The sequence below is a fragment of the Burkholderia sp. IDO3 genome, from assembly GCF_003366075.1.
Classification (GTDB): domain Bacteria; phylum Pseudomonadota; class Gammaproteobacteria; order Burkholderiales; family Burkholderiaceae; genus Burkholderia; species Burkholderia anthina.
Genome location: NZ_CP028963.1, coordinates 1988250 through 2014349, shown reverse-complemented (window position 1 = coordinate 2014349; position 26100 = coordinate 1988250). Strand labels below are relative to the sequence as shown.

Annotated in this window: 24 protein-coding genes and 1 other RNA gene; 21 read left to right on the top strand and 4 right to left on the bottom strand. The window is 66.1% G+C overall.

Annotated elements, in window-relative coordinates:
* Positions 1-121: 121 nt before the first annotated feature.
* Complete coding sequence (gene rho / locus DCN14_RS23960; protein ID WP_006478662.1) at positions 122-1384, bottom strand: transcription termination factor Rho; 1263 nt, start codon at positions 1382-1384, stop codon at positions 122-124.
* Between the two features lie 195 nt (positions 1385-1579).
* Positions 1580-1906, bottom strand: coding sequence for a thioredoxin TrxA (gene trxA, locus DCN14_RS23955; protein ID WP_006402348.1), 327 nt, complete (start codon positions 1904-1906; stop codon positions 1580-1582).
* A gap of 415 nt (positions 1907-2321) precedes the next feature.
* Here trxA and ffs point away from each other — a divergent pair.
* The 10 genes from ffs to DCN14_RS23905 all read left to right on the top strand — a co-directional run bounded on the left by ffs (position 2322) and on the right by DCN14_RS23905 (position 11903).
* An RNA gene (gene ffs / locus DCN14_RS23950) (signal recognition particle sRNA small type) lies at positions 2322-2420 on the top strand.
* 127 nt (positions 2421-2547) lie between these two features.
* Positions 2548-4929, top strand: a complete 2382-nt coding sequence (locus tag DCN14_RS23945) for a DNA polymerase III subunit gamma/tau (RefSeq protein WP_115531441.1) — start codon at positions 2548-2550, stop codon at positions 4927-4929.
* A 94-nt stretch (positions 4930-5023) separates the two neighbouring features.
* Positions 5024-5350 carry a YbaB/EbfC family nucleoid-associated protein gene (locus tag DCN14_RS23940; RefSeq protein WP_006755698.1) on the top strand — a complete coding sequence of 109 codons (327 nt, stop codon included), beginning with the start codon at positions 5024-5026 and terminating at the stop codon, positions 5348-5350.
* A 40-nt stretch (positions 5351-5390) separates the two neighbouring features.
* Positions 5391-5987, top strand: a complete 597-nt coding sequence (recR, locus tag DCN14_RS23935; protein WP_096508746.1) for a recombination mediator RecR — start codon at positions 5391-5393, stop codon at positions 5985-5987.
* Positions 5988-6035: 48 nt separating this feature from the next.
* Positions 6036-7241, top strand: coding sequence for a CaiB/BaiF CoA-transferase family protein (locus DCN14_RS23930; RefSeq protein ID WP_096508747.1), 1206 nt, complete (start codon positions 6036-6038; stop codon positions 7239-7241).
* Positions 7242-7463: 222 nt separating this feature from the next.
* Positions 7464-8225: a 5'/3'-nucleotidase SurE gene (surE, locus tag DCN14_RS23925; protein ID WP_096508748.1), complete on the top strand. Its 762-nt coding sequence runs from the start codon at positions 7464-7466 to the stop codon at positions 8223-8225.
* A complete protein-coding gene (locus DCN14_RS23920) occupies positions 8222-9139 on the top strand; it encodes a protein-L-isoaspartate(D-aspartate) O-methyltransferase (protein WP_096508775.1) in 918 nt (305 codons plus the stop codon). Before surE ends, DCN14_RS23920 begins: the two co-directional genes overlap by 4 nt.
* Positions 9140-9144: 5 nt before the next feature.
* Complete coding sequence (locus tag DCN14_RS23915) at positions 9145-10026, top strand: peptidoglycan DD-metalloendopeptidase family protein (RefSeq protein WP_096508749.1); 882 nt, start codon at positions 9145-9147, stop codon at positions 10024-10026.
* Positions 10027-10037: 11 nt separating this feature from the next.
* The gene (gene rpoS, locus DCN14_RS23910) at positions 10038-11123 is read left to right on the top strand and encodes an RNA polymerase sigma factor RpoS (protein WP_096508750.1); all 1086 of its coding nucleotides are present in this window, start codon (positions 10038-10040) and stop codon (positions 11121-11123) included.
* 3 nt (positions 11124-11126) lie between these two features.
* Entirely contained in the window at positions 11127-11903 is a 777-nt protein-coding gene (locus DCN14_RS23905) for a 3'-5' exonuclease (RefSeq protein ID WP_096508751.1), read from the top strand.
* A gap of 30 nt (positions 11904-11933) precedes the next feature.
* On the opposite strand, the gene DCN14_RS23900 is transcribed toward DCN14_RS23905, so the two are convergent.
* On the bottom strand, positions 11934-12788 hold the full coding sequence (locus DCN14_RS23900; RefSeq protein ID WP_096508752.1) for an endonuclease/exonuclease/phosphatase family protein: 855 nt from the start codon (positions 12786-12788) through the stop codon (positions 11934-11936).
* A 219-nt stretch (positions 12789-13007) separates the two neighbouring features.
* On the opposite strand from DCN14_RS23900, the gene rlmD reads away from it, so the two are divergent.
* The gene (gene rlmD / locus DCN14_RS23895; RefSeq protein WP_096508753.1) at positions 13008-14405 is read left to right on the top strand and encodes a 23S rRNA (uracil(1939)-C(5))-methyltransferase RlmD; all 1398 of its coding nucleotides are present in this window, start codon (positions 13008-13010) and stop codon (positions 14403-14405) included.
* Positions 14406-14470: 65 nt separating this feature from the next.
* Here the strand turns inward: rlmD and DCN14_RS23890 are convergent, their stop codons facing one another.
* Positions 14471-15169 carry a Bax inhibitor-1/YccA family protein gene (locus tag DCN14_RS23890; RefSeq protein ID WP_096508754.1) on the bottom strand — a complete coding sequence of 233 codons (699 nt, stop codon included), beginning with the start codon at positions 15167-15169 and terminating at the stop codon, positions 14471-14473.
* Positions 15170-15419: 250 nt separating this feature from the next.
* On the opposite strand from DCN14_RS23890, the gene ndk reads away from it, so the two are divergent.
* From ndk to hflX, 10 genes are all read left to right on the top strand, one after another.
* Positions 15420-15845, top strand: a complete 426-nt coding sequence (gene ndk / locus DCN14_RS23885; protein ID WP_011352265.1) for a nucleoside-diphosphate kinase — start codon at positions 15420-15422, stop codon at positions 15843-15845.
* Positions 15846-15900: 55 nt separating this feature from the next.
* Positions 15901-17040 (top strand): 23S rRNA (adenine(2503)-C(2))-methyltransferase RlmN, encoded by a 1140-nt coding sequence (gene rlmN / locus DCN14_RS23880; protein WP_096508755.1) that lies wholly within the window; start codon positions 15901-15903, stop codon positions 17038-17040.
* A 176-nt stretch (positions 17041-17216) separates the two neighbouring features.
* Entirely contained in the window at positions 17217-18203 is a 987-nt protein-coding gene (locus tag DCN14_RS23875; protein ID WP_096508756.1) for a helix-turn-helix domain-containing protein, read from the top strand.
* A gap of 106 nt (positions 18204-18309) precedes the next feature.
* Positions 18310-19614: a flavodoxin-dependent (E)-4-hydroxy-3-methylbut-2-enyl-diphosphate synthase gene (gene ispG / locus DCN14_RS23870; protein WP_096508757.1), complete on the top strand. Its 1305-nt coding sequence runs from the start codon at positions 18310-18312 to the stop codon at positions 19612-19614.
* A 16-nt stretch (positions 19615-19630) separates the two neighbouring features.
* On the top strand, positions 19631-20971 hold the full coding sequence (hisS, locus tag DCN14_RS23865) for a histidine--tRNA ligase (protein WP_096508758.1): 1341 nt from the start codon (positions 19631-19633) through the stop codon (positions 20969-20971).
* Positions 20972-21026: 55 nt separating this feature from the next.
* On the top strand, positions 21027-21656 hold the full coding sequence (locus DCN14_RS23860; RefSeq protein ID WP_096508759.1) for a tetratricopeptide repeat protein: 630 nt from the start codon (positions 21027-21029) through the stop codon (positions 21654-21656).
* 40 nt (positions 21657-21696) lie between these two features.
* Complete coding sequence (gene bamB / locus DCN14_RS23855) at positions 21697-22842, top strand: outer membrane protein assembly factor BamB (protein WP_096508760.1); 1146 nt, start codon at positions 21697-21699, stop codon at positions 22840-22842.
* A 248-nt stretch (positions 22843-23090) separates the two neighbouring features.
* Positions 23091-24428 (top strand): ribosome biogenesis GTPase Der, encoded by a 1338-nt coding sequence (der, locus tag DCN14_RS23845; protein ID WP_096508761.1) that lies wholly within the window; start codon positions 23091-23093, stop codon positions 24426-24428.
* Between the two features lie 141 nt (positions 24429-24569).
* Positions 24570-24809 (top strand): RNA chaperone Hfq, encoded by a 240-nt coding sequence (gene hfq / locus DCN14_RS23840; protein ID WP_006399927.1) that lies wholly within the window; start codon positions 24570-24572, stop codon positions 24807-24809.
* Between the two features lie 72 nt (positions 24810-24881).
* Positions 24882-26057 (top strand): GTPase HflX, encoded by a 1176-nt coding sequence (gene hflX, locus DCN14_RS23835; protein ID WP_172441955.1) that lies wholly within the window; start codon positions 24882-24884, stop codon positions 26055-26057.
* Positions 26058-26100 lie beyond the last annotated feature (43 nt).

Genomic DNA, 26100 nt, shown 5'->3' with positions numbered 1-26100 from the left:
GCGGGAATTCGGTCGGCAGGGTGACGCGATTATAGATCAACCTGTACGTTCACGTTCAGGTTGAGGCCGAAAAACGGCCGCCGGGCGAAACGCGGGCGGCCGTTCTTGCGGGCGAGGGCGATCAGCCGCCGCGGCGCATCAGGTCGAAGAACTCGGAATTGCTCTTCGTCTGGCGGATCTTGTCGAGCAGGAATTCCATTGCCTCGACTTCGTCCATGTCGTGGATGAACTTGCGCAGCACCCAGATCTTCTGAAGGATCTCGGGCTTGATCAGCATTTCTTCGCGACGCGTGCCCGACTTGTTCAGGTTGATCGACGGATACACGCGCTTTTCCGCGAGACGGCGCTCGAGGTGCACTTCCATGTTGCCGGTGCCCTTGAACTCTTCGTAGATCACGTCGTCCATGCGGCTGCCGGTTTCGATCAGCGCGGTGCCGATGATCGTCAGCGAGCCGCCTTCCTCGATGTTGCGCGCCGCGCCGAAGAAGCGCTTCGGACGCTGCAGTGCGTTCGCGTCGACACCGCCCGTCAGCACCTTGCCCGACGCCGGGATCACGGTGTTGTACGCACGTGCGAGGCGCGTGATCGAGTCGAGCAGAATCACGACGTCGTGCTTCATTTCGACGAGGCGCTTGGCCTTCTCGATCACCATTTCGGCGACCTGAACGTGGCGCGTGGCCGGTTCGTCGAACGTCGAGGCGATCACTTCGCCGGCGACCGAACGCTGCATTTCGGTCACTTCTTCGGGGCGCTCGTCGATCAGCAGCACGAACAGGATCACGTCCGGGTGGTTCTGCTTGATCGCGTGGGCGATGTGCTGGAGCATCACGGTCTTGCCCGACTTCGGCGACGCGACCAGCAGGCCGCGCTGGCCCTTGCCGATCGGCGCGATCATGTCGATGATGCGGCCCGTGACGTTCTCTTCGCCGCGCATTTCTCGCTCGAGCGACAGCGGCTTGTTCGGGTGCAGCGGCGTGAGGTTCTCGAACATGATCTTGTGTTTCGAGGCCTCGGGCGGCTGCCCGTTGACTTTGTCGACCTTCACCAGCGCGAAGTAGCGCTCGCCGTCCTTCGGCGTGCGGACTTCACCTTCGATCGTGTCGCCGGTGTGCAGGTTGAAGCGGCGGATTTGCGACGGGCTGATATAGATGTCGTCGGTGCTCGCGAGGTACGACATTTCCGGCGAGCGCAGGAAGCCGAAACCGTCCGGCAGCACTTCGAGCGTGCCGTCGCCGAAGATCGTCTCTCCCGTCTTGGCGCGCTTTTTGAGAATGGCGAACATCAGCTCCTGCTTGCGCAGGCGGTTCGCGTTTTCGATCTCCAGGCCATTGGCCATTTCGATCAGTTCGGACACGTGCAGAGACTTGAGCTCGGATAAATGCATACGGAGAACCCGCCAGGGAGGAGAAGCGACGAAAAGAAATAAAGGGAGGAGGGCGAGCGGAGGCGCTCTGAGACTTAATGCGTCTTGTAGACGTTTTTTGATTCTAGCATACGCCGATTCACGCCTGAGCGGCCGATCGGCGGCTTGACGGCAGACGTGTTGTCGGTTGACAACACGTCTGCGGAACGGCCGGTATTACAGGTGGCTGTCCAGGAATGCGGTGAGCTGCGACTTCGACAGCGCGCCGACCTTCTGTGCGGCGGCCGCGCCGTTCTTGAACAGAATCAGCGTCGGGATGCCGCGCACGCCGAATTTCGCCGGCGTTGCCTGGTTGTCGTCGACGTTGATCTTCGCGATCTGCAGCTTGTCGCCGTAATCCTTCGCGACTTCGTCGAGGATCGGGGCGATCATCTTGCACGGGCCGCACCATTCGGCCCAGAAGTCGACGAGCACGGGCTTGTCGGATTTGACGACGTCCTGTTCGAACGATGCGTCGCTGATGTGTTTGATCTGTTCGCTCATTGGGTCAATACCTCTTACGGTTCGGGGACTGCCTGCTTGGCGCGTTGCGGCGCTCCGGCCGCCTGTCGGCTGCCGGCCGCTGCGGCAGGTAGCTCCGCTCTCCGGAAGGAAGGGCGTAAGCGCTGCGTGGCGCGGCTCGCGGGTCGTTCGGGCGTCATATTAGCCTAAATTGCTATCTGCTGCGGGCGGCGATAGTAGCCGCTTCGCGAGTAGGGGTACGACGCGCCGTTCGACCGTTGTGCTTCGAAGGTGGAGGCCTGCGCGTGAAATACAAGAGCCGCTGCATCTAACCGCCGGCTAGATGCGTGTTCGCGCGGGCTTTGCGATCGCGTCGCGCGCGCCGGTCTGCGCAATCCTTGGCATTGTTGCGAACAAACGGTCGCATTCGGCGGGAAGCGGTGATAGAATATGCCGTGACGGGCCTCCTCGCATGGTGGGGCGGTGAACCTGGTCAGGTCGGGAACGAAGCAGCCACAATCGTTTTCTGCCAGTGCCGAGGGTTGGGCTCGTCACCTTTCCTTTCGCCCCGTTCGCCGGGCGATTTTTATTTCTGCGTCATTCTCCGTTCTACCCGCGCTTTGCCCGTCTTCCGCACCGTTTCGCGTGTCGGCGCGACGCGGCGTTACTGATACAATTTCCCGATGACCTATCAAGTTCTCGCACGCAAGTGGCGTCCGAAGGATTTCGCTTCGCTCGTCGGCCAGGAGCACGTCGTCAGGGCGCTCACGCACGCGCTCGACGGCGGGCGTCTCCATCACGCCTATCTGTTTACCGGCACCCGCGGCGTCGGCAAGACGACGCTGTCGCGGATCTTCGCCAAAGCGCTCAACTGTGAAACCGGCGTCACGTCGCAGCCGTGCGGTGTGTGCCGCGCGTGCCGCGAAATCGACGAAGGCCGTTTCGTCGACTACGTCGAGATGGACGCGGCGAGCAACCGCGGCGTCGACGAGATGGCCGCGCTGCTCGAGCGTGCCGTGTACGCGCCCGTCGATGCGCGCTTCAAGGTCTACATGATCGACGAAGTGCACATGCTGACGAACCACGCGTTCAACGCGATGCTGAAGACGCTCGAGGAGCCGCCGCCGCACGTCAAGTTCATCCTCGCGACGACCGATCCGCAGAAGATTCCCGTGACCGTGCTGTCGCGCTGCCTGCAGTTCAACCTGAAGCAGATGCCGGCCGGGCATATCGTGTCGCACCTCGAGCGCATTCTCGGCGAAGAGCGGATCTCGTTCGAGCAGCAGGCGCTGCGTCTGCTCGCGCGTGCCGCGCAGGGCAGCATGCGCGATGCGCTGTCGCTGACCGACCAGGCGATCGCCTATTCGGCGAACGAAGTGACCGAAGCGGCCGTGTCGGGCATGCTCGGCGCGCTCGATCAGACCTACATGGTGCGCCTGCTCGATGCGCTCGCGGCCGGCAACGGCCCGGAGATTCTCGCGATCGCCGACGAGATGTCGCTGCGCAGCCTGTCTTTTTCCACCGCGCTGCAGGATCTCGCGAGCCTGCTGCACCGGATCGCATGGGCGCAGTTCGCGCCGGGTTCGGTGCTGGACGAATGGCCGGAAGCGGCCGATCTGCGGCGCTTCGCGGAAACGCTGAGCCCCGAGCAGGTTCAGCTGTTCTACCAGATCTCGACGGTCGGACGCGCGGAGCTCGGCCTTGCGCCGGACGAGTATGCGGGCTTCACGATGACGCTGCTGCGGATGCTCGCGTTCGAGCCGGCTGCCGGTGCCGGCAGTGCGCCTGGCGGCCAGCCGGCCGTGCCGCGCGCCGTGCCCGCGCCGCGCGCGGAAGCGGCTGCTGCGCCGGCGGCGTTGGCCAGGAAGCCGGCAGCGCCCGCGCCGGCGGCACGCCCGCAAGCCGCTGCCGCTCCGGCTGCGCCAGCGGTGCGTCCGTCGCCTGCACCATCCGCCGATACGGCAAGTCCCGCTGCCGTGAAACCTGCGGCCGCACCGGCTGCAGCCGATGTACCTGTTGAGCCGGTTGAGCCGGTTGAGCCGGTTGTGCCGGTTGTGCCGGAGCCGCAGCCGGAAGTCGATGCGGCACCGCAAGCGGCCGTGACGAACGATGCGCCGCCGGCTGTCCGCAAGGAACCGGAGCCGCCCGTTGCGATTGCGATCGAGGGCAACGACGAACCCGCGCCGCTAGCTGAACCGGCGCCGCGTGCTGCGCCGGCCGAGCCGGCTGCGCGTGCCTCGGCGCGCGGTGGCGCGGCGGCCGCACTCGACGTGCTGCGCAATGCCGGCATGCGCGTGTCGTCCGAGCGCTCGCGTGCCGGCGCTGCGCCGAAGCCGGCAGCCGCTCAGCCGGCCGCCGAGAAACCGGCTGCGTCGCGTCCCGCCGTGCAGGTGCCGACGCCGCGCGCGGCGGCCCGCGCACCGCAGGCCGCCGACACACGTCAGGCGCCGCCGCCGTGGGAAGACATTCCGCCGGACGAATACGTGCCGCTCAGTGCGGACGAGATGTTCGGCGGCGCGGCCGACGACGGCTTCGTGCCCGTGTTCGACAGCGGTCCCGACGACGTGCGCATTGCGCCGAAGCCGGCCGAAGCCCGTCCGTCCGCACCGGTCGACACGCGTCCGCTGCCGCCCGCGATCGCGCTCGATCCGGTCGGTTTCGACGGCGAATGGCCGGCGCTGGCCGCACGGCTGCCGCTCAAGGGCGTCGCGTATCAGCTGGCGTTCAACAGCGAGCTGACGGCCGTCGACGCGACGACGCTGAAACTTTCCGTGCCGGTGCCGCAGTACGCGGATGCCGCGCAGGTCGTCAAACTGAAGGCTGCGCTGGCCGATGCGCTCGGCAAGCCGGTCGAGGTCGCGGTCGAGGTCGGGCCCGCGCGACGCACCGCAGCGGCGCTCGACGCGGCCGCACGCGCGGCGCGCCAGCGCGAGGCCGAGCAGGACATCCACGGCGATCCGTTCGTCCAGCAGCTGGTGCGCGACTTCGGCGCGCGCATCGTCGAAGGCTCGGTGCGGCCGCTCGCCGATTCGGCGCCGGACGCGACGCCGCCGACGCTGCATTGAACGATTCGCACCGCAACAGGCACAATCACGCCCGCACACATTGACCGGCACGCACCGCGTGCCGGTTTTCACACGATCAAGAAGGAGTATTCCCATGTTGAAAGGCAACCTCGCCGGACTGATGAAGCAAGCGCAGCAAATGCAGGAAAACATGAAGAAGATGCAGGAGCAGCTTGCGCAGATCGAAGTCGAAGGGCAGTCGGGTGCCGGCCTCGTCAAGGTGACGATGACCTGCCGCAACGAAGTGCGTCGCGTGGCGATCGACCCGAGCCTGCTCGCGGACGACAAGGACATGCTCGAGGATCTCGTCGCCGCTGCGTTCAACGATGCCGTGCGCAAGGCAGAAGCCACGTCGCAGGAAAAGATGAGCGGCATGACGTCGGGCCTGCCGCTGCCCCCGGGCTTCAAGCTGCCGTTCTGAGCGTAGCGTCCGTTCCGCTCGTTCAGCTTTCAGCCGCCGTATGAAACAGCCGTCCGCCCTGTCCGCGCTCGTCGAAGCGCTGCGCATCTTGCCCGGTGTCGGGCCGAAATCCGCGCAGCGCATGGCGTACCACCTGATGCAGCACGATCGGGAGGGCGCGGAGCGGCTCGGCCGGTCGCTGCTGTTCGCCACCGAGCACCTGCAGCACTGCGAGAAGTGCAACACGTTCACGGAAGCGCAGATCTGCGAGGTCTGCAGCGACGAGGAGCGTGATCCGACGCTGCTGTGCGTCGTCGAGACGCCTGCCGACCAGATCATGCTCGAGCAGACGATGACGTACCGCGGGCTCTACTTCGTGCTGATGGGCCGCCTGAGCCCGCTCGACGGCATCGGCCCGAAGGAAATCCATTTCGACCGCCTCGTGCGGCGCGCGTCCGACGGGATCGTCAAGGAGGTCGTGCTTGCGACCAACTTCACGAACGAGGGCGAAGCCACCGCGCACTACCTCGGCCAGACGCTGAAGGCGCGCGGACTCGCGGTCACGCGCCTCGCGCGCGGCGTGCCGGTGGGCGGCGAGCTCGAATACGTCGACGCGGGCACGATCGCCCGCGCGATGCTCGACCGCCGCACGATGTAAGTCTGGCGCCGCCGGCCGGCGGCGCCGTTCCTCATGTCAGGGAGACACATGAGCACCAGCCAGGGCCCGCTCGCGGGCGTCAAAGTGCTCGAATTCGGGACGCTGATCGCGGGGCCGTTCGCGTCGCGCCTCTTTGCCGAATTCGGCGCGGAAGTGATCAAGATCGAGGATCCGAACGGCGGCGACCCGCTGCGCAAATGGCGCAAGCTGCATCCGGAGCAGGGCGGCACGTCGCTGTGGTGGTCGGTCCAGGCGCGCAACAAGAAGTCCGTCACGCTCAACCTGAAATCCGATGCCGGCAAGGCGATCGCGCGGCAACTCGCGAGCGAGGCCGACATCGTGATCGAGAACTTCCGCCCGGGCCTGCTCGAGAAGCTCGGCCTCGGCTACGACGTGCTGTCGGCCGACAACCCCGGCCTCGTGATGGTGCGCCTGTCCGGTTACGGGCAGACGGGCCCGTACCGCGACCGGCCGGGCTTCGGCGCGATTGCCGAATCGATGGGCGGATTGCGCCACATCACCGGCTATCCGGATCTGCCGCCGCCGCGCATCGGCATTTCGATCGGCGATTCGATCGCCGCGCTGCATGGCGTGATCGGCGCGCTGATGGCGCTTCACCATCGCAAGGTCAACGGCGGCGCGGGGCAGGTGGTCGACGTTGCGCTGTATGAAGCCGTATTCAACATGATGGAAAGCGTCGTGCCCGAGTACGGCGTGTACGGGATGGTGCGCGAGCGTACCGGTGCGTCGCTGCCGGGCATCGTGCCATCGAACACCTATGCGTGCCGCGACGGCAGCATCGTGATCGGCGGCAACAGCGACCCGATCTTCAAGCGGTTGATGAAGGCGATCGAGCGCGACGATCTCGCCGACGATCCTGCACTCGCGCGGAACGACGGGCGCGTGCCGCGCACACAGGAAATCGACGGAGCGATCGCCGCATGGCTCGCACCGCGCACGATCGACGAAGCGCTCGTCGTGCTCAATGCGGCCGACGTGCCGGCCGGGCGCATCTATAGCGCCGCCGACATGTTCACCGATCCGCAGTTCGTCGCGCGGCAGATGATCCAGCGTTTCAAACTGGCTGACGGCACTGACATTCCGCTGCCGAACATCACGCCGAAACTGTCCGACACGCCGGGCGAAACGCGCTGGCTCGGGCCCGAGCTCGGCGAGCATACGGACGAGGTGCTGCGCGGCCTCGGCTACGACGCGCAGGCGATTGCCGCGCTGCGCGACGCCGGCGCGATTTGAGCGCCGCGCGCCTCGGCGGTTGGCGCCGGGCCTGTCGCCGGAGCGCCCCCTCGCCGGGGCGTCCCTCGCGGTGGCAAACCCGGGGCGGCGCGGCGTTTCCCTGAGCGCGCGGAACGCGGCCGCGCAGTGCGGCGGCGCGCCGTGCCCGACCGTGCATGCCGGCTCGTCCGCAGCCGCCGGACTGTCGCTCTCGCGCCATCTTTCCTCGGTTACAATCGCCGGATGCGAATCCTACTCAGCAACGACGACGGCTATCTCGCCCCCGGTCTCGCCGCGCTCAGCGAAGCGCTGCAGCCGCTGGCCGACCTCACGGTGATCGCGCCCGAGCAGAACTGCAGCGGCGCATCGAATTCCCTCACGCTGTCGCGCCCGCTGTCGGTGCAGCGCGCGGCCAATACGGGTTTCTTCTACGTGAACGGCACGCCGACCGATTCGGTGCACGTCGCGTTGACGGGCATGGCCGACGCGAGGCCGGACCTCGTCGTTTCGGGCATCAACAACGGCCAGAACATGGGCGAAGACACGCTCTATTCAGGGACAGTTGCAGCCGCCACCGAAGGCATCATGTTCGGCGTGCCGGCCATCGCGTTCTCGCTGGTCGACAAGGGCTGGGCCCATCTGGCGGACGCCGCGCGCGTCGCCGCGGAAATCGCCGGGCACTATCTCGCGCATCCGCTGCCGGGCCAGCCGCTGCTGAACGTCAACATCCCGAATCTGCCGTACGACGCACTGAAAGGCTGGAAGGTCACGCGCCTCGGCAAGCGTCATCCGTCGCAGCCGGTGATTCGCCAGACCGACCCGCGTGGCGAGCCGATCTACTGGATCGGTGCCGCGGGCGCGGCGCTGGACGCGAGCGAGGGCACCGATTTTCACGCCGTAGCCAACGGTTTCGTGTCGATCACGCCACTGCAGCTCGATCTCACGCATACGCAAATGCTGCCTGCAACGCGCGAATGGGCGCGCGCAGGCGGGCGGGCTTCATGAGCGGCGAGCGCGCGAAGCGGTTCCCGCTCGCGCTCGAAGATCTCAAGCGAGCGCCACGCAAATCGGACGGCCGGGCCGGCGAACGCCATGCCGCGATCGCGATGCCGAAGGCCGCCGACAAGCCCGCGGCCGTGCCGAAGCCGGTTGTGGTGAATACGAGCGTGGCCCGCGCGACGTCGGCGAAGCCGGCGAGCGCACCGAAACCGACCGTGCTGAAGCCCGCGATGCCGAAGCCGGCCGCGCCGAGCGTCGCGCCGGCCGGTGCGTTTGCATTGACGTCGGAACGTGTTCGCGAGCGCATGGTCGAACGCCTGCGCGCGAACGGCGTGACCGACGCGCGCGTGCTGGATGCGATGGCCGCGGTGCCGCGTCACATGTTCGTGGATCCGGGGCTCGCGACGCAGGCCTACGAGGATTCCGCGTTGCCGATCGGCCACCAGCAGACGATTTCAAAGCCGTCGGTCGTTGCGCGCATGATCGAGCTCGCAATGGCCGGCCGCACGCTCGAGCGCGTCCTCGAGATCGGCACGGGTTGCGGCTACCAGGCCGCCGTGCTGAGCCATGTGGCACGCGACGTGTATTCGATTGAACGCATCAAGCCGCTCTATGAGCGCGCGAAGCTGAACCTGCGGCCGCTGCGCGTGCCGAACATCCGTCTGCATTACGGCGACGGGCGTGTCGGCCTGCCGTCCGCGGCCCCGTTCGACGCGATCGTGATCGCGGCGGCGGGGCTCGACGTGCCGCAGGCGCTGCTCGAGCAGCTCGCGATCGGCGGGCGGCTCGTCGCGCCGGTGGGCGCGCAAAGCGGGCAGTCCCAGGTGCTCACGCTCGTCGAGCGCGTCGCGCACGCGCAATGGCGGGAGTCACGGCTTGATCGCGTTTTCTTTGTCCCTTTAAAATCCGGAGTGATTTGAAACCGATGAGTATGTTGCGCGCGATGCAAAACAACCGATCCAGGGAACCGCTCACGTTCGCGCAGCGCGCGATCTGTGTTGCTGCGTTCTCCACGCTTCTGGCCGCCTGTGCGACGCGGCTCGACAACGCGCCTGTCGTCGACCGCTCCGGTACGCTCGGCACGACCGCTGCCGCGCAGCCGGCAGTGCCGCTCGGCCCGCCGCCGCCTGGCTTCTACCGTGTGAAGCCGGGCGACACGCTGTACCGGATCGCGCTCGAGAACGGGCAGAACTATCGCGACATCGCCACGTGGAACAACCTGGCGAACCCGAACCAGATCGAAGTCGACCAGCTGCTGCGCGTCGCGCCGCCGGGCGGCACCGCGACCGCCGGTGTGCCGGTTGCCGCGCCGATCGGCGGCGCAGCCGTGGCAACCGCACCGCTGAGCAGCGGCCCTGCGGCGCCGGCTGCCGGCACGTCGTCCGCGATCACGCCGCCGCCTGCCGCCGCATCGAGCGATACGGCAGCCGCGCCGAGCGGCCCCGTCACGTTCTCGTGGCCGGCGCGCGGCCCGGTGCTGAACAGTTTCGACGACGCGAAGAACAAGGGCATCAATATCGGCGGCACGGCCGGCGAGGCCGTGAAGGCGGCGGCCGACGGCCGCGTTGTCTACTCGGGCAACGGCCTGCGTGGCTACGGCAACCTCATTATCATCAAACACGATGCAACTTACCTCACGGCGTATGCACACAATCGCGCTTTGATGGTAAAAGAGGGGGACGCGGTGACGAAGGGGCAGAAGATCGCCGAGATGGGGAACAGCGATTCCGACCGCGTGATGCTGCATTTCGAGGTTCGCCGGCAGGGTAAGCCTGTCGATCCGCTGAAGTATTTGCCGCCTCAATAACCGAGACGACCATGCCGAAATCGAAGCGCCACGAGCCGCAAGCCGAGTCTGAGAAGATCAGTCGTGCCACGCAAGCATCGGTGGAGCGAAGTGGCGCTTCGACGGACGACGAAGACGACGTCGCGGAAAACGAACGTGATGTCGAGGCACGCGACGCCGATGCGGACGGTGGCGACGATCGCGAGGAGCGCGCGGAGCCGGCGCCCGACGTCGACGATTTCCGCGCATTGCTGCAGGCCGAGCTCACGGCCGATACGATCCAGCATTACCTGAACCGCATCAGCGTGAAGCCGCTCCTGACCGTCGAGGAGGAGCAGCGCTATTCCCGTCTCGCGAAGGCCGGCGAATTCGAGGCACGGCAGGTGATGATCGAGCGCAACCTGCGGCTGGTCGTCAGCATCGCGAAGGGCTACCTGAACCGTGGCGTGCCGCTGCTCGACCTGATCGAGGAAGGCAACCTCGGCCTGATGCATGCGATCGAGAAATTCGACCCGACACGCGGCTTTCGCTTCTCCACCTATGCGACGTGGTGGATCCGGCAGAGCATCGAACGGGCGATCATGAACCAGGCCCGGACCGTGCGGCTGCCCGTGCACGTGATCCGCGAACTGAACCAGGTGCTGCGCGCGAAGCGCCACCTCGAAAAGAATTCGATGTCGACGGGCGAGGCGGCCGAGCGCCGCGAAGCCAGCATCGACGACATCGCCTACCTCACCGGCAAGACCGCCGAGGAAGTCACCGACATCCTCGCGCTCAACGAGCACACCGCATCGCTCGACGCGCCGCTCGATCTCGATCCCGCGAGCAGTCTGCTCGACCTGCTGCCCGACGACCAGAGCCAGTCGCCCGACGCCGAAGTGCAGCACCGCGAGCTCGAGACGCTCACGCGCGCGTGGCTGTCGCGGTTGTCCGACAAGCACCGGCACGTGATCGAGCGCCGCTTCGGCCTGAATCACATCGAGCCGGCCACGCTCGAGGAGCTGGCCGACGAGATGGGGCTCACGCGCGAGCGCGTGCGGCAGATCCAGCAGGAAGCGCTGGTGCGCCTCAAGCGGTTCTTTGCCTCCAATGGCGTGCGCAAGGACGCCGTTCTGTAACTGATGACTCCGATTCTCGTTTTTGACATCGAGACCATTCCCGATGTCGACGGCATTCGCCGTCTTGAAAACCTGCCCGCGACGCTCGACGATGCCGCGGTGGCCGAACATGCATTCGCCGCGCGCCGCGAGAAGACCGGCGGCGATTTCCTGCCGCACTACCTGCAGCGCATCGCGGCGATCTCCTGCGTGTTCCGCGACAACAACGGCTTTCGCGTGCGCTCGCTCGGTACGCCTCAGGACAACGAGGCGGCGCTGGTCCAGTCGTTCTACCGCGTGATCGAGAAATACACGCCGCAACTCGTGTCGTGGAACGGCGGCGGCTTCGATCTGCCGGTGCTCCATTACCGTGCGCTCGTGCACGGGATCCCCGCGACCCGCTACTGGGATCTCGGCGAGGACGACCGCGAATTCAAGTGGAACAACTACATCTCGCGCTATCACTCGCGTCATACCGATCTGATGGACGTGCTCGCGATGTATCAGGCGCGCGCCAATGCGCCGCTCGACGCGCTCGCGAAACTGTGCGGCTTCCCGGGCAAGCTCGGGATGGACGGCAGCCAGGTGTGGGCGGCGTTCCAGGAAGGACGGATCGAGGAGATCCGCAACTACTGCGAAACCGACGTCGTCAATACGTATCTGCTGTATTGCCGCTTCCAGCTGATGCGTGGCGGCCTGACCCCGAGCGAGTACGCGGACGAAATCCTGCTCGTGAAGAATTCGCTCGCGCAGGAGCCGGCGGCACACTGGGCCGAATACCTGGGCGCGTTCGACGCATGACGCGAGCAGGCCGCGCCATCGCCCTCGCGATCAATCGAGTTCGAGCACGACCGGCTGGTGATCCGACGCGCGCGTGTCGCCGTCGATCTCGCAGCGCGTGACGCGCGGCAGCAGTGTCTCGGTGACGAACACGAAGTCGCACGCGAGCGGGCCGTCCGACCATTGCACCGTGTCGTAGACGCCGGCCGTCGGCGGCGGCGTGCAGCCGGGATGGCGTGCAACCCATGCGTCGACGAACGCCGGCGCGTCGGCGTTCGGCTCGAGAAAGCGCCTGTATGCGTCGCTGTCGAATGCACTGTTGAAGTCGCCGCAGACGATCGCATCGCGCGGCTGGCGTGTCGACGTGAACGGTCCCGCCGCGTTTTCCGCCGGCGCGGGCCGATCGGCGTGGGCGCATGCTTCGCGGTGCCGCGCGCGCAATGCGTCGACCTGCGCAAGCCGCTGCCGCGCCGAATAGTATTCCAGGTGTGTCGTGACGACCCGCAGCGGCCCCGACCGCGTTTCGATTTCGACGTCGAGCGCGACGCGCGGCATCGACGGTGCGCCGGCGTCGGCCGGCCACGGCAGCCACTGACGCAGCACGCGCCCGACCGGCAGACGGGTCGCGATTGCATTGCCGAACTGACGGCGCGGTGCGCCGGGCTCGGGCGCCGGCAGATCGGCACCGATCGCCTCGACGATCGTATGGCCGGGCAGCAACGCCGCCAGCTCCGCGAACTGGTCGGGGCCGGGCTGGCCGGGCAGGGTGCCGAAACCGCGCGTGACCTCCTGCAGACACAGCACGTCGAAGTCGCCGAGCCGGCGGGCGGCGGCGATGGTGCGCGGGAGGTCGACGACGCCGTCCGCGTCCCGACCCCATTGAATGTTCCAGTCGATCAGTCGCATGGTCGAGCCTCCTGCGGGCAGAATGCGTACCTTCGGTTTGCACGATAGGGCGTTGGACGGCGCGCCCGCGTGCGGGGTACGGGTGCTGCCGGCATGCCCGGCCGAGCACCGGCCGGCCGCTAGGCGCGTCAGTATCGACGCTTGCGCCACGAAAGCAGGCGATGCGGGCCTGCGTCGTCTACAATCTCGCCTTCTTCAACGTTTTGTCAGGAAAAGCTGGTGTCCGAAGCCGTCCCCACTTCTGCGCGCAAATCGAAAAATGCGCCCGTCGCGCCCGGGCCCGCCCCGGTTCTCGAGATCGAATCGCTCGACATGGACGCGCGCGGTGTCGGCCGCACGGCGACCGAGGACGGCACGCCGGGCAAGGTCATCTTCGTCGAAGGCGCGCTGCCCGGCGAGCGCGTGACCTATTCGAGCTATCGCCGCAAGCCGAGCTACGAGCAGGCGACCGTTGTCGACATTCTGCGCCCGAGCGTGATGCGTACGCAGCCGAAATGCACGTTCTTCGGCACCTGCGGCGGCTGCTCGATGCAGCATCTCGACATGCGCGCGCAGGTCGCGATCAAGCAGCGCGTGCTCGAGGACAACCTCTGGCACCTGTCGAAGCTGCGCGCCGAGACGATGTTCGCGCCGATCCACGGCCCGTCGTGGGGCTACCGCTACCGTGCGCGCCTGACCGTGCGCAACGTCGCGAAGAAGGGCGGCGTGCTGGTCGGCTTCCATGAGAAGAAGAGCAGCTACGTCGCCGACATGACGAGCTGCGAGGTGCTGCCGCCGCATGTGTCGGCGATGCTCGTGCCGCTGCGCCGGCTCGTCGAGGGGCTGTCGATCCGCGACCGGATGCCGCAGATCGAGCTCGCGGTGGGTTCGGAGGTCACGGCGCTCGTGCTGCGCGTGCTGGAGCCGATCAATGCGGACGACGAAGCGCTGCTGCGTGCGTTCGCGGACGAGCACAAGGTGCAGTTCTGGCTGCAGCCGAAGGGCCCGGACACGGTGACGCCGTTCTATCCGCTCGACGTGCCGCTCGACTACACGCTGCCGGAGTTCGGCATCCGCATGCCGTTCAAGCCGACCGACTTCACGCAGGTCAATCATCAGATCAACCGTGTGCTGGTGGGCCGCGCGCTGCGCCTGCTCGCGCCGTCGCGGGACGATCGCGTGCTCGACCTGTTCTGCGGGATCGGCAACTTCACGCTGCCGCTCGCGCGCCTGTCGCGCGAGGTGATGGGCATCGAAGGCAGCGAAACGCTGACGACGCGCGCGCTCGCGAATGCGCGCGAGAACGGCGTGGACGGGCATACGACGTTCGCATGCCGGAACCTGTTCGAAGTGACGGGCGACGACATCCGCGCGCTCGGCGCATTCGACAAGTTCCTGATCGATCCGCCGCGCGAAGGTGCGCTGGCGGTGTCGAAGGCGCTGGCCGAAATCGCACAGAGCGGCGAAGGCCCGCTGCCGAAGCGCATCGTCTACGTATCGTGCAATCCGTCGACGCTTGCGCGCGACGCAGGCCTGCTCGTGCACGAGGCCGGCTACCGGCTGAAGGGCGCGGGGGTCGTGAACATGTTCCCGAATACGTCGCACGTCGAATCGATCGCGCTGTTCGAGCGCGACTGAAGCCCGGCGGCGGACGTAAAAAAAACCGGCCCGAGGGCCGGTTTTTTCTTGGGGCGCAGCGAGCGTCAGTTGCGGTTGCCGCCGAAGATGCCGAGCAGCGCGAGCAGGTTCGTGAACACGTTGTACAGGTCGAGGTAGATCGCGAGCGTGGCCGAGATGTAGTTCGTCTCGCCGCCGTTCACGACGCGCTGGACGTCGAACAGCATGTAGGCCGAGAAGATCGCGATCGCGAGCACCGACACGGTGAGCATCAGTGCCGGCAGGTGCAGGAACATGTTCGCGACCGACGCGAGCAGGATCACGATCACGCCCATGAACAGCCACTTGCCGAGGCCCGAGAAATCGCGCTTGCTGACCGTGGCAATCGTGGCCATCGCGGCGAAGATGATGCCGGTGCCGCCGAACGCGAGCATGATCAGCGACGGGCCGTTCGAGAAGCCGAGGATGAAGCTCAGCAGGCGCGACAGCATCAGGCCCATGAAGAACGTGAAGCCGAGCAGCACGAACACGCCGGCCGCGCTGTTTTTCGTCCGTTCGATCGCGAACATGAAGCCGAACGCGATCGCGAAGAACGCGAGCAGGCTCATCATCGGGCTCGTGGCCGCGAACAGCGAGAAGCCCGTCGCGACGCCCACCCATGCCCCCAGCACCGTCGGAATCATCGACAGCGCGAGCAGCCAGTACGTGTTCCGCAGCACGCGGTTGCGAACCTCCGCGGTGCTGACGGAGCCGCCGCGGCCGAAATTGTACGGATAGTCGTTCATGGTTTCTCCTAACATTGAACGCATGGGCGTCCGGGGCCGGTTCGGCGCACGCGGTGTGCGGCGCAGCAAACCGGAGCAGCTATGGCTAAGATACGTTCCGCGCCGCTTGGTTTCAATGGCCGGGCAGCGCAAAAACATATGGATTCGGAACCTTTCACTCGTGTAAGGGTTCAATCGCAATGATACACGGGATCGTGCTACAATAGCGGATTCATTTGAACCTGTAACTTCTTAATTTCTTGGAGTTTTTATGGCAATCGAGCGCACCCTGTCGATCATCAAGCCGGATGCGGTGGCAAAGAACGTGATCGGCCAGATCTACAGTCGTTTCGAAGGCGCCGGCCTGAAGATCGTCGCATCGCGCATGGCGCACCTGTCGCGTGCAGACGCCGAGAAGTTCTACGCAGTGCACGCAGCACGTCCGTTCTTCAAGGACCTCGTCGATTTCATGATCTCGGGCCCGGTGATGATCCAGGTTCTGGAAGGCGAAGGCGCGATCCTGAAGAACCGCGACCTGATGGGCGCGACGGATCCGAAGAAGGCGGAAAAGGGCACGATCCGCGCCGACTTCGCCGACAGCATCGACGCGAACGCCGTGCACGGCTCGGACGCTGCGGAAACGGCAGCGGTCGAAGTTGCGTTCTTCTTCCCGGAAATGAACGTCTACTCGCGCTAAGCTCCGGCTGGCAACAAGTAGGCTGGATTCAGCGCACGCGGCAAGGCAGCACATCATGACGAGCGAAACTTCCGTCAATCTTCTCGACTTCGATGCCGAGGGTCTTGTCGCGTACTGCGGCAGTCTCGGCGAGAAGCCGTTCCGCGCCAAGCAGTTGCAGCGCTGGATCCACCAGTACAACGCCGGCGATTTCGACGGCATGACCGATCTCGCGAAGTCCCTGAGAGAAAAGCTCAAGGGCCGCGCGTCGATCGTGATGCCGGATATCGTCAGCGATCACGTTTCCACCGACGGCACGCGCAAGTGGCTGATCGACGTCGGAAACGGCAATGCGGTCGAAACCGTGTTCATCCCGGAAGAGACGCGCGGCACGCTGTGCGTGTCGTCGCAGGCCGGGTGTGCGGTCAACTGCCGCTTCTGCTCGACGGGCAAGCAGGGCTTCTCCCGCAACCTGTCGACAGCTGAAATCATCGGCCAGCTCCGCATGGCCGAATTTGCGCTGCGCGCATCGCGCGGTCGCGCGCCCGGTCCGAACGGCAAGGCCGAACGGGTCGTCACCAACGTGGTGATGATGGGCATGGGCGAGCCGCTGCTGAATTACAACGCGGTCGTGCCCGCGATGCGGCTGATGCTCGACGACAACGCATACGGCCTGTCGCGCCGTCGCGTCACGCTGTCGACGTCCGGCGTGGTGCCGATGATGGACCGCCTCGGCGCCGAATTGCCGGTCGCGCTCGCCGTATCGCTGCACGCGCCGAACGACGCGCTGCGCGACGAGCTGGTGCCGCTCAACAAGAAGCATCCGCTGCGCGAGCTGATGGCCGCGTGCCAGCGCTATCTGAAAGTCGCGCCGCGCGACTTCATTACTTTCGAATACTGCATGCTCGACGGGGTCAACGACACCGAAGCGCATGCGCGCGAACTGCTGGCCGTCACGCGCGACGTGCCCTGCAAGTTCAATCTGATCCCGTTCAACCCGTTTCCGGAATCGGGCCTCATCCGCTCGAAGCCGGAGCAGATCAAGCGCTTTGCACAGGTCCTCATCGACGCGGGTGTCGTCACGACCGTGCGCAAGACGCGCGGCGACGACATCGACGCCGCGTGCGGCCAGCTGGCCGGCGCCGTGAAGGACCGCACGCGCCTGGCGGAGCGAACGGGTGCGGCAGCAAAAATCATCGAAGTTCGGGCGGTTTGACGGCGCGCCTCGCTGGCGCGCCTGACCGGGGATGCCCGAATCTTTTGGCGGTACAACACGCGAATAGCGATCGGTCGCGGCGCCTCGGCGCCGCGCATGGTATGACAGGTTGCGGGTGCCGGCCGGCAAGAGCCGGCGGCGTCCGCCAGTGAAGAAGAATCGACGCGAGGACAAGGATGAGTGAGCCGCAGCCGTCAAACGGCGCAGAGACGAATGCCGCGCAGCCGGCGCCGGCGGGACTGGAAACGCTGGCGGCAGTCGGCGGCCGGCTGGCGCAGCTCCGGGAAGCGAAGGGCTGGACGGTCGACGACGTGTCGGCGCGGCTCAAGGTCGCCCCGCAGAAGCTGCGTGCGCTCGAGGCCGGTGACATCAGTCATTTGCCCGGCGTGACGTTCGCGATCGGCGTCGTGCGCAGCTACGCGAAGATGCTCGGCGTCGATCCGGAGCCGTTCGCGCAGGCACTGCGCCGCGAGCGCGGCGCGCCGGAAGTCGATCTGTCGATGCCCGCGTCGTCGGGGACGGATCTGCCGCGCGGCCGCGTGTCGATTCCGCTTGGCGGCTCGTCGCGCCACCACCCGTGGTTGTGGGGCACGGCGATCGTCGTCGTCGCGGTGGTCGCGGTACTGATGTGGCACACTGGCGGCGACTCGTCGAGCTGGCTCGCGCGCTTCAAGGGCGGCGATACCGAGCATGCGTCGGCTGCCAGCGTCGCTGCGGGCTCGTCTGCCGACGAGGCGGCCGCGAGCGGTGCGTCGGCGGCGGCCGCCAATGAGGCTCCGGCCGCGGCTGTCGCGTCCGGTGTGGTGCCGCAAGCGGTGGCGTCGGCTGCGCCGGCGGCTGCAGTTGCGTCGCAACCTGTCGTCGCGGCAAGTGCCGCCGCACCGGCTCAGCCCGCGAGCGTCGTGGTGGCGGCAGGTCAGTCGATGATCGAACTGAAGGTGAAGCAGGATAGCTGGTTCAGCGTGCGCGACAAGAGCGGCAAGGAGCTGTTCTCGGGGCTGGTGCGGGCCGGCGAAGCGAAGCAGGTCGCAGGCGACGGGCCGTTCAAGGTCACGATCGGCAACAAGGCCGGCCTCGACTCGGTCGCGTTCGACGGAATGCCCGTCGATCCGGCAAAATATTCGGCAGCGCGGGGTAACGTGGCGCGGTTCACGTTGCCCTGACGTCAAGCGCCGTGACGAAGGCCTGTCGCCGACAGGCCGCGAGGGCACGGCGCTTTTTCAATTCATGCGCCGCATCGCGGCGCATTCCGCGTAAATGGATCTATCGATGCAATCCGAAGCTCAATCCCCACGCAGCAGTCAGATTTGTTCAACCGAGCCGGTGTTCGGCGGGCATCAGCCGCGTCGCGTGTCGCATGCGGTGGATGTCCGTTGGGGCGGGCAACTCGTGACGATCGGCGGCGATGCGCCGGTGCGCGTGCAGTCGATGACGAACACCGACACGGCCGATGCGATCGGCACGGCGATCCAGATCAAGGATCTCGCGAACGCAGGCTCCGAACTGGTGCGTATCACCGTCAACACGCCCGAGGCCGCGGCCGCCGTGCCGGCGATCCGTGAGCAGCTCGACCGGATGGGCGTGACCGTCCCGCTCGTCGGCGATTTCCACTACAACGGCCACCTGCTGCTGCGCGACTATCCGGGCTGCGCGGAGTCGCTGTCGAAGTACCGGATCAACCCGGGTAACGTCGGCCAGGGCGCGAAGCGTGACACGCAGTTCGCGCAGATGATCGAAGCGGCGGCCAAGTATGACAAGCCGGTGCGGATCGGCGTGAACTGGGGCAGTCTCGACCAGGACCTGCTCGCGCGCATGATGGACGAGAACGGCGCGCGTTCGCAGCCGTGGGATGCGCAGAGCGTGATGTACGAGGCGCTGATCCAGTCGGCGATCGGCTCGGCCGAGCGCGCGGTCGAACTCGGCCTGGGCCGCGATCGCATCGTGCTGTCGTGCAAGGTCAGCGGCGTGCAGGACCTGATCGCCGTGTACCGCGAACTCGGCCGCCGCTGCGGCTTCGCGCTGCACCTCGGCCTGACCGAAGCCGGCATGGGCTCGAAGGGTATCGTCGCCTCGACGGCCGCGCTCGGCGTGCTGCTGCAGGAAGGGATCGGCGACACGATCCGCATCTCGCTGACGCCGGAACCGGGTGCGTCGCGCACCGGTGAGGTGATCGTCGGCCAGGAAATCCTGCAGACGATGGGCCTGCGCTCGTTCGCGCCGATGGTGATCGCATGCCCGGGCTGCGGCCGCACGACGAGCACGCTGTTCCAGGAACTCGCGATGCAGATCCAGACGTATCTGCGCGAGCAGATGCCGGCCTGGCGCAAGGAATATCCGGGCGTCGAGAAGATGAACGTCGCCGTGATGGGCTGTATCGTCAACGGCCCGGGCGAGTCGAAGCACGCGAACATCGGCATCAGCCTGCCGGGTTCGGGCGAGAATCCGGCCGCGCCCGTCTTCATCGACGGCGAGAAGGTCAAGACGCTGCGCGGCGAGCGGATCGCCGAGGAATTCCAGCAGATCGTCAGCGACTACGTCGCACGCAATTACGGCCGCGCCGCGGCCCTGAACTAATTCGTCCACACACACGATGACTGAACAGAAACGCAAGATCGAGAAGCTCACCGGCGTCAAAGGCATGAACGACATCCTCCCGCAGGATGCCGGCCTGTGGGAGTTCTTCGAAGCTACGGTGAAATCGCTGCTGCGCGCATACGGCTACCAGAACATCCGCACGCCGATCGTCGAGCATACGCAGCTCTTCACGCGCGGCATCGGCGAAGTCACGGACATCGTCGAGAAGGAGATGTACAGCTTCACCGACGCGCTGAACGGCGAGAACCTGACGATGCGTCCGGAGAACACCGCGGCGGTCGTGCGTGCGTCGATCGAGCACAACATGCTGTACGACGGCCCGAAGCGCCTGTGGTACATCGGCCCGATGTTCCGCCACGAGCGTCCGCAGCGCGGCCGCTACCGTCAGTTCCATCAGGTCGGCGTCGAGGCGCTCGGCTTCGCGGGCCCGGATGCGGATGCGGAAATCATCATGATGTGTCAGCGCCTGTGGGACGACCTCGGGCTGACCGGCATCAAGCTCGAGATCAACTCGCTCGGCCTCGCCGAAGAGCGCGCCGCGCACCGCGTCGAGCTGATCAAGTACCTCGAGCAGTTCGCGGACGTGCTCGACGAGGACGCGAAGCGCCGTCTGTATACGAACCCGCTGCGCGTGCTCGACACGAAGAACCCCGCGCTGCAGGAGATCGCGCAGAACGCACCGAAGCTGATCGACTTCCTCGGCGACGAGTCGCGCGCGCACTTCGAAGGGCTGCAGCGTCTGCTGCTCGCGAACAACATCCCGTTCAAGATCAACCCGCGTCTCGTGCGCGGTCTCGATTACTACAATCTGACCGTGTTCGAGTGGGTGACCGACAAGCTCGGCGCGCAGGGTACGGTCGCGGCCGGCGGCCGCTACGATCCGCTGATCGAGCAGCTCGGCGGCAAGCCGACCGCCGCATGCGGCTGGGCGATGGGCATCGAGCGCATTCTCGAGCTGCTGAAGGAGGAGGATCTCGCGCCCGAGCAGGAAGGCGTCGACGTATACGTCGTGCACCAGGGCGAGACTGCGCGCGAACAGGCGTTCATTGCGGCCGAGCGTCTGCGCGACACGGGCCTCGACGTGATTTTCCACTGCAGCGCCGACGGCGCGCCGGCAAGCTTCAAGTCGCAGATGAAGCGGGCCGACGCGAGCGGCGCCGCGTTCGCGGTGATCTTCGGCGAAGAAGAGGTGGCGAACGGCACGGTGGGCGTGAAAGCGCTGCGCGGTGCGGGCCAGGAAGGGGAAAAGAACGCTCAGCAGACCGTACCGGTCGAAAGCTTGACCGAATTCCTAATCAATGCGATGGTTGCATCCGCCGAAGACGGCGACGACTGATCGCGCCGGCATTCGCTCGACAAGAAAGGCTTGAACAGGAAGGAATCGCTCGCCGATGAGTTATCACGACGAACAAGAATCGATTGAAAGTCTGAAAGCGTGGTGGGCCCGCTGGGGCAACCTCACCACGTGGATCGTGCTCGCGGCGCTGGTCGTCGCGGCCGGTTTCAACGGCTGGAACTACTGGCAGCGCCGTCAGGCCGCCGAGGCTTCCGGGTTGTACGAGCAGGTCCAGAAGGCCGCCGCCGCGAACGACAAGGCGACGATGGCCCGCGCGGCTGCCGACATGGAAGACAAGTACGGCAGCACGCCGTATGCGCAGATGGCGGCGCTCGCTGCCGCGAAGACGCTGTATGCGGCCGGCGACGCGGCAGGCGCGAAGGCGCAGCTGCAATGGGCCGCCGATCACGCCAAGGACGACGAGTACAAGCAGATCGCGAAGCTGCGTCTTGCGTCGCTGCTGCTCGACGAGAAGGCGTACGACGCAGGCCTCGCGCTGCTGTCCGGCACGCCGGTCGATGCATTCAAGGGCCTCGTGGCGGATCGCCGCGGCGACCTGCTTGTCGCGCAAGGCAAGACCGACGATGCGCGCGCCGCTTACAAGCTCGCGCTCGACGGCCTGTCGAAGGACGACCAGTCCGCGCGCCAGCTCGTGCAGTTCAAGCTCGACGCGCTCGGCGGCTGATCACGGTCCCCTCAACCTCTTAACTCTGCTTCGCTAACCGATGAATTTGCTGAAACGTTACGCTGTGCCCGTAGCCTGCGCGGCGGCTGTCCTGGCATTGGCGGCCTGCTCGTCGTCGAAGGACGCGCGCCGCGTGCCGACGCCGCTCACCGAGTTCAAGTCCGTCATGGACGTGCAACAGGTCTGGAAGGCAAGCGTCGGCAAGGGCGGCCGCTACCTGTTCTCGCCGGTAGCCGTGGGCGACGCCGTCTACGCGGCCGGCGAAAACGGTTCGGTCGAGAAGATCGACGCGAAGACGGGCCAGACGCTGTGGCGCACGAAGGTCGGTTCCGACCTGTCCGCCGGCGTCGGCAGCGACGGCAACCTGACTGCGGTCGGCGCGCTGAAGGGCGGCGTGTTCGTGCTCGGCCCCGACGGCAAACAGCTGTGGAAGACCTCCGTGCAGGGCGAGATCTTCTCGCCGCCGCTCGTGGGCAACGGCCTCGTGATCGTTCGCACGATCGACGGCCAGGTGATCGCGTTCGATGCGCAGACGGGCGAGCAGAAGTGGAACTACCGCAACCGCGCGGTGCCGCTGAACCTGCGCGTATCGGCCGGCATGACGTTCGCGGGCGACGCGGCCGTGCTGGCGGGCTTCCCCGGCGGCGGTCTCGTCGCGATCAACCTGCAGACGGGCGAGCCGTTCTGGCAGACGCCGGTGTCGTTCCCGAAGGGCGTGACCGAAGTCGAGCGTATCAACGACGTCAGCGGTCCGCCGACGCTCGTGGGCGCCGAAGCCTGCGCGGTCACGTTCCAGGGACAGCTCGGCTGCTTCGATGCGAACTCGGGTCGCCCGCTGTGGGAAAAGGCGTTCTCGAGCCGCAGCGGCCTGGCGCAGGACGATTCGGTGGTCGCCGGCGGCGACGACTGGTCGGTCGTGACGGCGTACGATGCAACGACCGGTAACCAGCTCTGGCGCAACGACCAGTTGAAGAGCCGCGACGTCGGCGTGCCGTATCTGCTCGGTCATGCCGTCGTGATGGGCGACTACAAGGGCTTCGTGCACTTCCTGTCGCGCGAGGACGGCAGCTTCATCGCACGGATGAAGACCGACGGCAGCGCGATTACGGCGGCGCCGGTCCTTGCGGGCAACACGCTCGTCGTGCAGACGAAGGACGGCGGCCTGTACGGGTTCCGTCCGCGCTGACGCGCGCGAAACATGCGCGGCCGCGGCGCGGCGGGCTTGTCCCGCGCGCCGCGGGTCGTGCGACATGAAGGCGGCCGGTGTCCCCGGCCGCTCGGTATTTGAAAGGCAGTTCGAAACGAAAGACGACGGCGTGCAACGCGCGCCCGGCGCGCGCATCCGGCGCGGCGCGAATTCGTGATATTTTCATTCAGCGCAGCCGCCCGCAGCAGCGGGCCTCCCGCTGCTGCGCATCACCGTAGAAAACACAGATGAAACCGGTCATTGCCCTCGTTGGGCGCCCCAATGTGGGGAAATCCACGCTGTTCAACCGGCTCACGCGCTCGCGCGATGCGCTGGTCGCCGACTTGCCGGGCCTGACGCGCGATCGCCATTACGGCGAAGGGCGGGTCGGCGCACGGCCGTACCTGGTCGTCGACACAGGCGGCTTCGAGCCCGTCGCGAAGGACGGCATCCTGCACGAGATGGCGCGCCAGACGCGCCAGGCCGTCGAGGAAGCCGACGTCGTCGTGTTCATCGTCGACGGCCGCAACGGCCTCGCGCCGCAGGACAAGTCGATCGCCGATTACCTGCGCAAGACCGGCCGGCCGATCTTCCTGGTCGTCAACAAGGCCGAGGGGATGAAGTACACGGCGGTCGCGACGGACTTCTACGAGCTCGGGCTCGGCGATCCGCGCGCGATTTCGGCTGCGCATGGCGACGGCGTGACCGACATGATCAACGAGGCGCTGGAAGTCGCGTACGCGGGCCAGCCGGAGGAAACGGACGAGGACGATCCGTCGCGCGGGATCAAGATCGCGATCGTCGGCCGCCCGAACGTCGGCAAGTCGACGCTCGTGAACGCGCTGATCGGCGAGGACCGCGTGATCGCGTTCGACATGCCGGGCACGACGCGCGACTCGATCTACGTCGACTTCGAACGTAACGGCAAGAAATATACGCTGATCGACACCGCGGGCCTGCGGCGTCGCGGCAAGGTGTTCGAGGCGATCGAGAAGTTCTCGGTCGTGAAGACGCTGCAGTCCATCTCGGATGCGAACGTCGTCATTCTTCTGCTGGATGCGCAGCAGGACATTTCCGACCAGGACGCGCACATTGCCGGCTTCGTCGTCGAGCAGGGTCGTGCGCTCGTGATCGGCGTCAACAAGTGGGACGGTCTCGACGATCACGCACGCGATCGCGCGAAAGCGGATTTGACCCGCAAGCTGAAATTCCTCGACTTCGCGAAGTCGCACTATATTTCGGCCGCGAAGAAGACGGGCATCGGCGCGCTGATGCGCTCGGTCGACGACGCATACGCGGCGGCCATGGCGAAGCTGCCGACGCCGAAGCTCACGCGCGCGCTGATCGAGGCCGTCGAATTCCAGCAGCCGCGCCGTCGCGGCCCGGTGCGTCCGAAGCTGCGCTACGCGCACCAGGGCGGCCAGAATCCGCCGCTGATCGTCATCCACGGTAACGCACTCGATGCCGTGACGGAAACGTACAAGCGTTACCTGGAAAACCGATTCCGCGAAACTTTCTCACTGACCGGGACTCCATTGCGCATAGAGTTCCGTTCGTCGAACAACCCGTACGCGGACAAGGGCTGAAGCACGCCCCGCAAGGCCTGGGCCGGATGGCCCGGCCCCGGGCGGGGCAGGCAAAATCGGCTATAGTGTAGCGATTGGCGCCGGATCTCTTTTTCTTCGTCGCCAATCCAGATCAACCTGCAAAAAAAGATGGAGTACGCCATGAGCAACAAAGGGCAATTGTTACAAGACCCGTTTTTGAACGCACTGCGCAAAGAGCACGTTCCCGTTTCGATCTATCTCGTCAACGGCATCAAGCTCCAAGGGAACATCGAATCGTTCGACCAGTACGTCGTGTTGCTCCGTAATACGGTGACCCAGATGGTCTACAAGCACGCCATCTCGACGGTCGTGCCGGCGCGCCCGGTGAATTTCCACCCGGACGCGGAAGCCTCGTCCTAACCTATCGCAGCGGCCGGCACCCGGTCGCCGCGAGCGACCGATGCCAGCCGCCTTATCTTGACACCCGATAATTTGATCAACGCAGCGCTCGTCGGCATCGATTTCGGCAAGACCGATTTCGAAGCCAGTCTCGAAGAACTCAGTCTTCTCGCCTCCAGTGCAGGGGCCCGTCCCGCCGTCACCCTCACGGGTCGTCGCTCCAGTCCCGATGCCAAGATGTTCATCGGCAGCGGCAAAGCCGAAGAACTGCGGCTTGCCTGCGACGCGCACAACGTCGAAATCGTCATCTTCAACCACGCACTTGCACCGGCCCAGCAGCGTAATCTGGAGCAGGCGCTTAACAGGCGCGTGGTCGATCGCACGAGCCTCATCCTCGATATCTTTGCCCAGCGCGCCCGCAGCCACGAAGGCAAGCTGCAGGTCGAGCTCGCGCAATTGCAATACCTGTCGACGCGCCTGATTCGCGCGTGGACCCACCTGGAACGGCAAAAGGGTGGTATCGGCTTGCGCGGCCCGGGTGAAACGCAGCTCGAAACCGACCGCCGGCTGATCGGCGAGCGCATCAAGATGCTGAAATCGCGACTCGACCGGCTGCGCCGGCAGCACAGCACGCAGCGGCGCCAGCGCGCACGCAGCGGCACGATGTCGGTGTCGCTCGTCGGCTATACCAACGCGGGCAAGTCGACGCTGTTCAATACGCTGACGAAAGCGCAGGCCTATGCGGCCGACCAGCTGTTCGCGACGCTCGATACGACGTCGCGGCGCGTGTATCTGGGCGACGAAGTCGGCCAGATCGTCGTGTCCGATACGGTCGGATTCATCCGCGAGTTGCCTCACCAGCTGGTTGCCGCGTTTCGCGCGACCCTCGAGGAAACGATCCATGCGGATCTGCTGCTGCACGTGGTCGATGCATCGAGCGCGGTGCGGCTCGAACAGATCGAGCAGGTCAACGGCGTGCTGCACGAGATCGGCGCGGACACGATCCGACAGGTGCTGGTGTTCAACAAGATCGACGCCGTGCCCGAGCTGGCGGCCCGTGGCGACGCGGTCGAGCGGGACGAATATGGTAATATTTCGCGCGTCTTTTTGAGCGCGCGCACCGGTCAGGGTCTTGATGCGTTGCGTGCCGCCATCGCCGAGATCGCCTCCGCGGAACACCTTTCCGGCGCGACGTTATCCGACGACGCGCTCGACGGCGTACCCGCTGAACCACACGAAGACCGCACGATTTCCGAACACGGGCGCTAACCGGTCCCGGCCGGTTCGCCGGCGTCCAATCTGGTGAACAAAC

What these genes read in the sequence shown, in the direction of transcription:
- DCN14_RS23920 (WP_096508775.1), top strand. Translation starts at nt 8,222, where the DNA reads ATGAGCGGCGAGCGCGCGAAGCGGTTCCCGCTCGCGCTCGAAGATCTC.
- recR (WP_096508746.1), top strand. Translation starts at nt 5,391, where the DNA reads ATGAAACAGCCGTCCGCCCTGTCCGCGCTCGTCGAAGCGCTGCGCATC.
- ndk (WP_011352265.1), top strand. Translation starts at nt 15,420, where the DNA reads ATGGCAATCGAGCGCACCCTGTCGATCATCAAGCCGGATGCGGTGGCA.
- rho (WP_006478662.1), bottom strand. Translation starts at nt 1,384, where the DNA reads ATGCATTTATCCGAGCTCAAGTCTCTGCACGTGTCCGAACTGATCGAA.
- DCN14_RS23890 (WP_096508754.1), bottom strand. Translation starts at nt 15,169, where the DNA reads ATGAACGACTATCCGTACAATTTCGGCCGCGGCGGCTCCGTCAGCACC.
- DCN14_RS23945 (WP_115531441.1), top strand. Translation starts at nt 2,548, where the DNA reads ATGACCTATCAAGTTCTCGCACGCAAGTGGCGTCCGAAGGATTTCGCT.
- DCN14_RS23940 (WP_006755698.1), top strand. Translation starts at nt 5,024, where the DNA reads ATGTTGAAAGGCAACCTCGCCGGACTGATGAAGCAAGCGCAGCAAATG.
- DCN14_RS23930 (WP_096508747.1), top strand. Translation starts at nt 6,036, where the DNA reads ATGAGCACCAGCCAGGGCCCGCTCGCGGGCGTCAAAGTGCTCGAATTC.
- DCN14_RS23860 (WP_096508759.1), top strand. Translation starts at nt 21,027, where the DNA reads ATGAGTTATCACGACGAACAAGAATCGATTGAAAGTCTGAAAGCGTGG.
- DCN14_RS23875 (WP_096508756.1), top strand. Translation starts at nt 17,217, where the DNA reads ATGAGTGAGCCGCAGCCGTCAAACGGCGCAGAGACGAATGCCGCGCAG.
- surE (WP_096508748.1), top strand. Translation starts at nt 7,464, where the DNA reads ATGCGAATCCTACTCAGCAACGACGACGGCTATCTCGCCCCCGGTCTC.
- ispG (WP_096508757.1), top strand. Translation starts at nt 18,310, where the DNA reads ATGCAATCCGAAGCTCAATCCCCACGCAGCAGTCAGATTTGTTCAACC.
- rlmN (WP_096508755.1), top strand. Translation starts at nt 15,901, where the DNA reads ATGACGAGCGAAACTTCCGTCAATCTTCTCGACTTCGATGCCGAGGGT.
- hisS (WP_096508758.1), top strand. Translation starts at nt 19,631, where the DNA reads ATGACTGAACAGAAACGCAAGATCGAGAAGCTCACCGGCGTCAAAGGC.
- bamB (WP_096508760.1), top strand. Translation starts at nt 21,697, where the DNA reads ATGAATTTGCTGAAACGTTACGCTGTGCCCGTAGCCTGCGCGGCGGCT.
- der (WP_096508761.1), top strand. Translation starts at nt 23,091, where the DNA reads ATGAAACCGGTCATTGCCCTCGTTGGGCGCCCCAATGTGGGGAAATCC.
- trxA (WP_006402348.1), bottom strand. Translation starts at nt 1,906, where the DNA reads ATGAGCGAACAGATCAAACACATCAGCGACGCATCGTTCGAACAGGAC.
- DCN14_RS23915 (WP_096508749.1), top strand. Translation starts at nt 9,145, where the DNA reads ATGAGTATGTTGCGCGCGATGCAAAACAACCGATCCAGGGAACCGCTC.
- DCN14_RS23905 (WP_096508751.1), top strand. Translation starts at nt 11,127, where the DNA reads ATGACTCCGATTCTCGTTTTTGACATCGAGACCATTCCCGATGTCGAC.
- rpoS (WP_096508750.1), top strand. Translation starts at nt 10,038, where the DNA reads ATGCCGAAATCGAAGCGCCACGAGCCGCAAGCCGAGTCTGAGAAGATC.
- hfq (WP_006399927.1), top strand. Translation starts at nt 24,570, where the DNA reads ATGAGCAACAAAGGGCAATTGTTACAAGACCCGTTTTTGAACGCACTG.
- DCN14_RS23900 (WP_096508752.1), bottom strand. Translation starts at nt 12,788, where the DNA reads ATGCGACTGATCGACTGGAACATTCAATGGGGTCGGGACGCGGACGGC.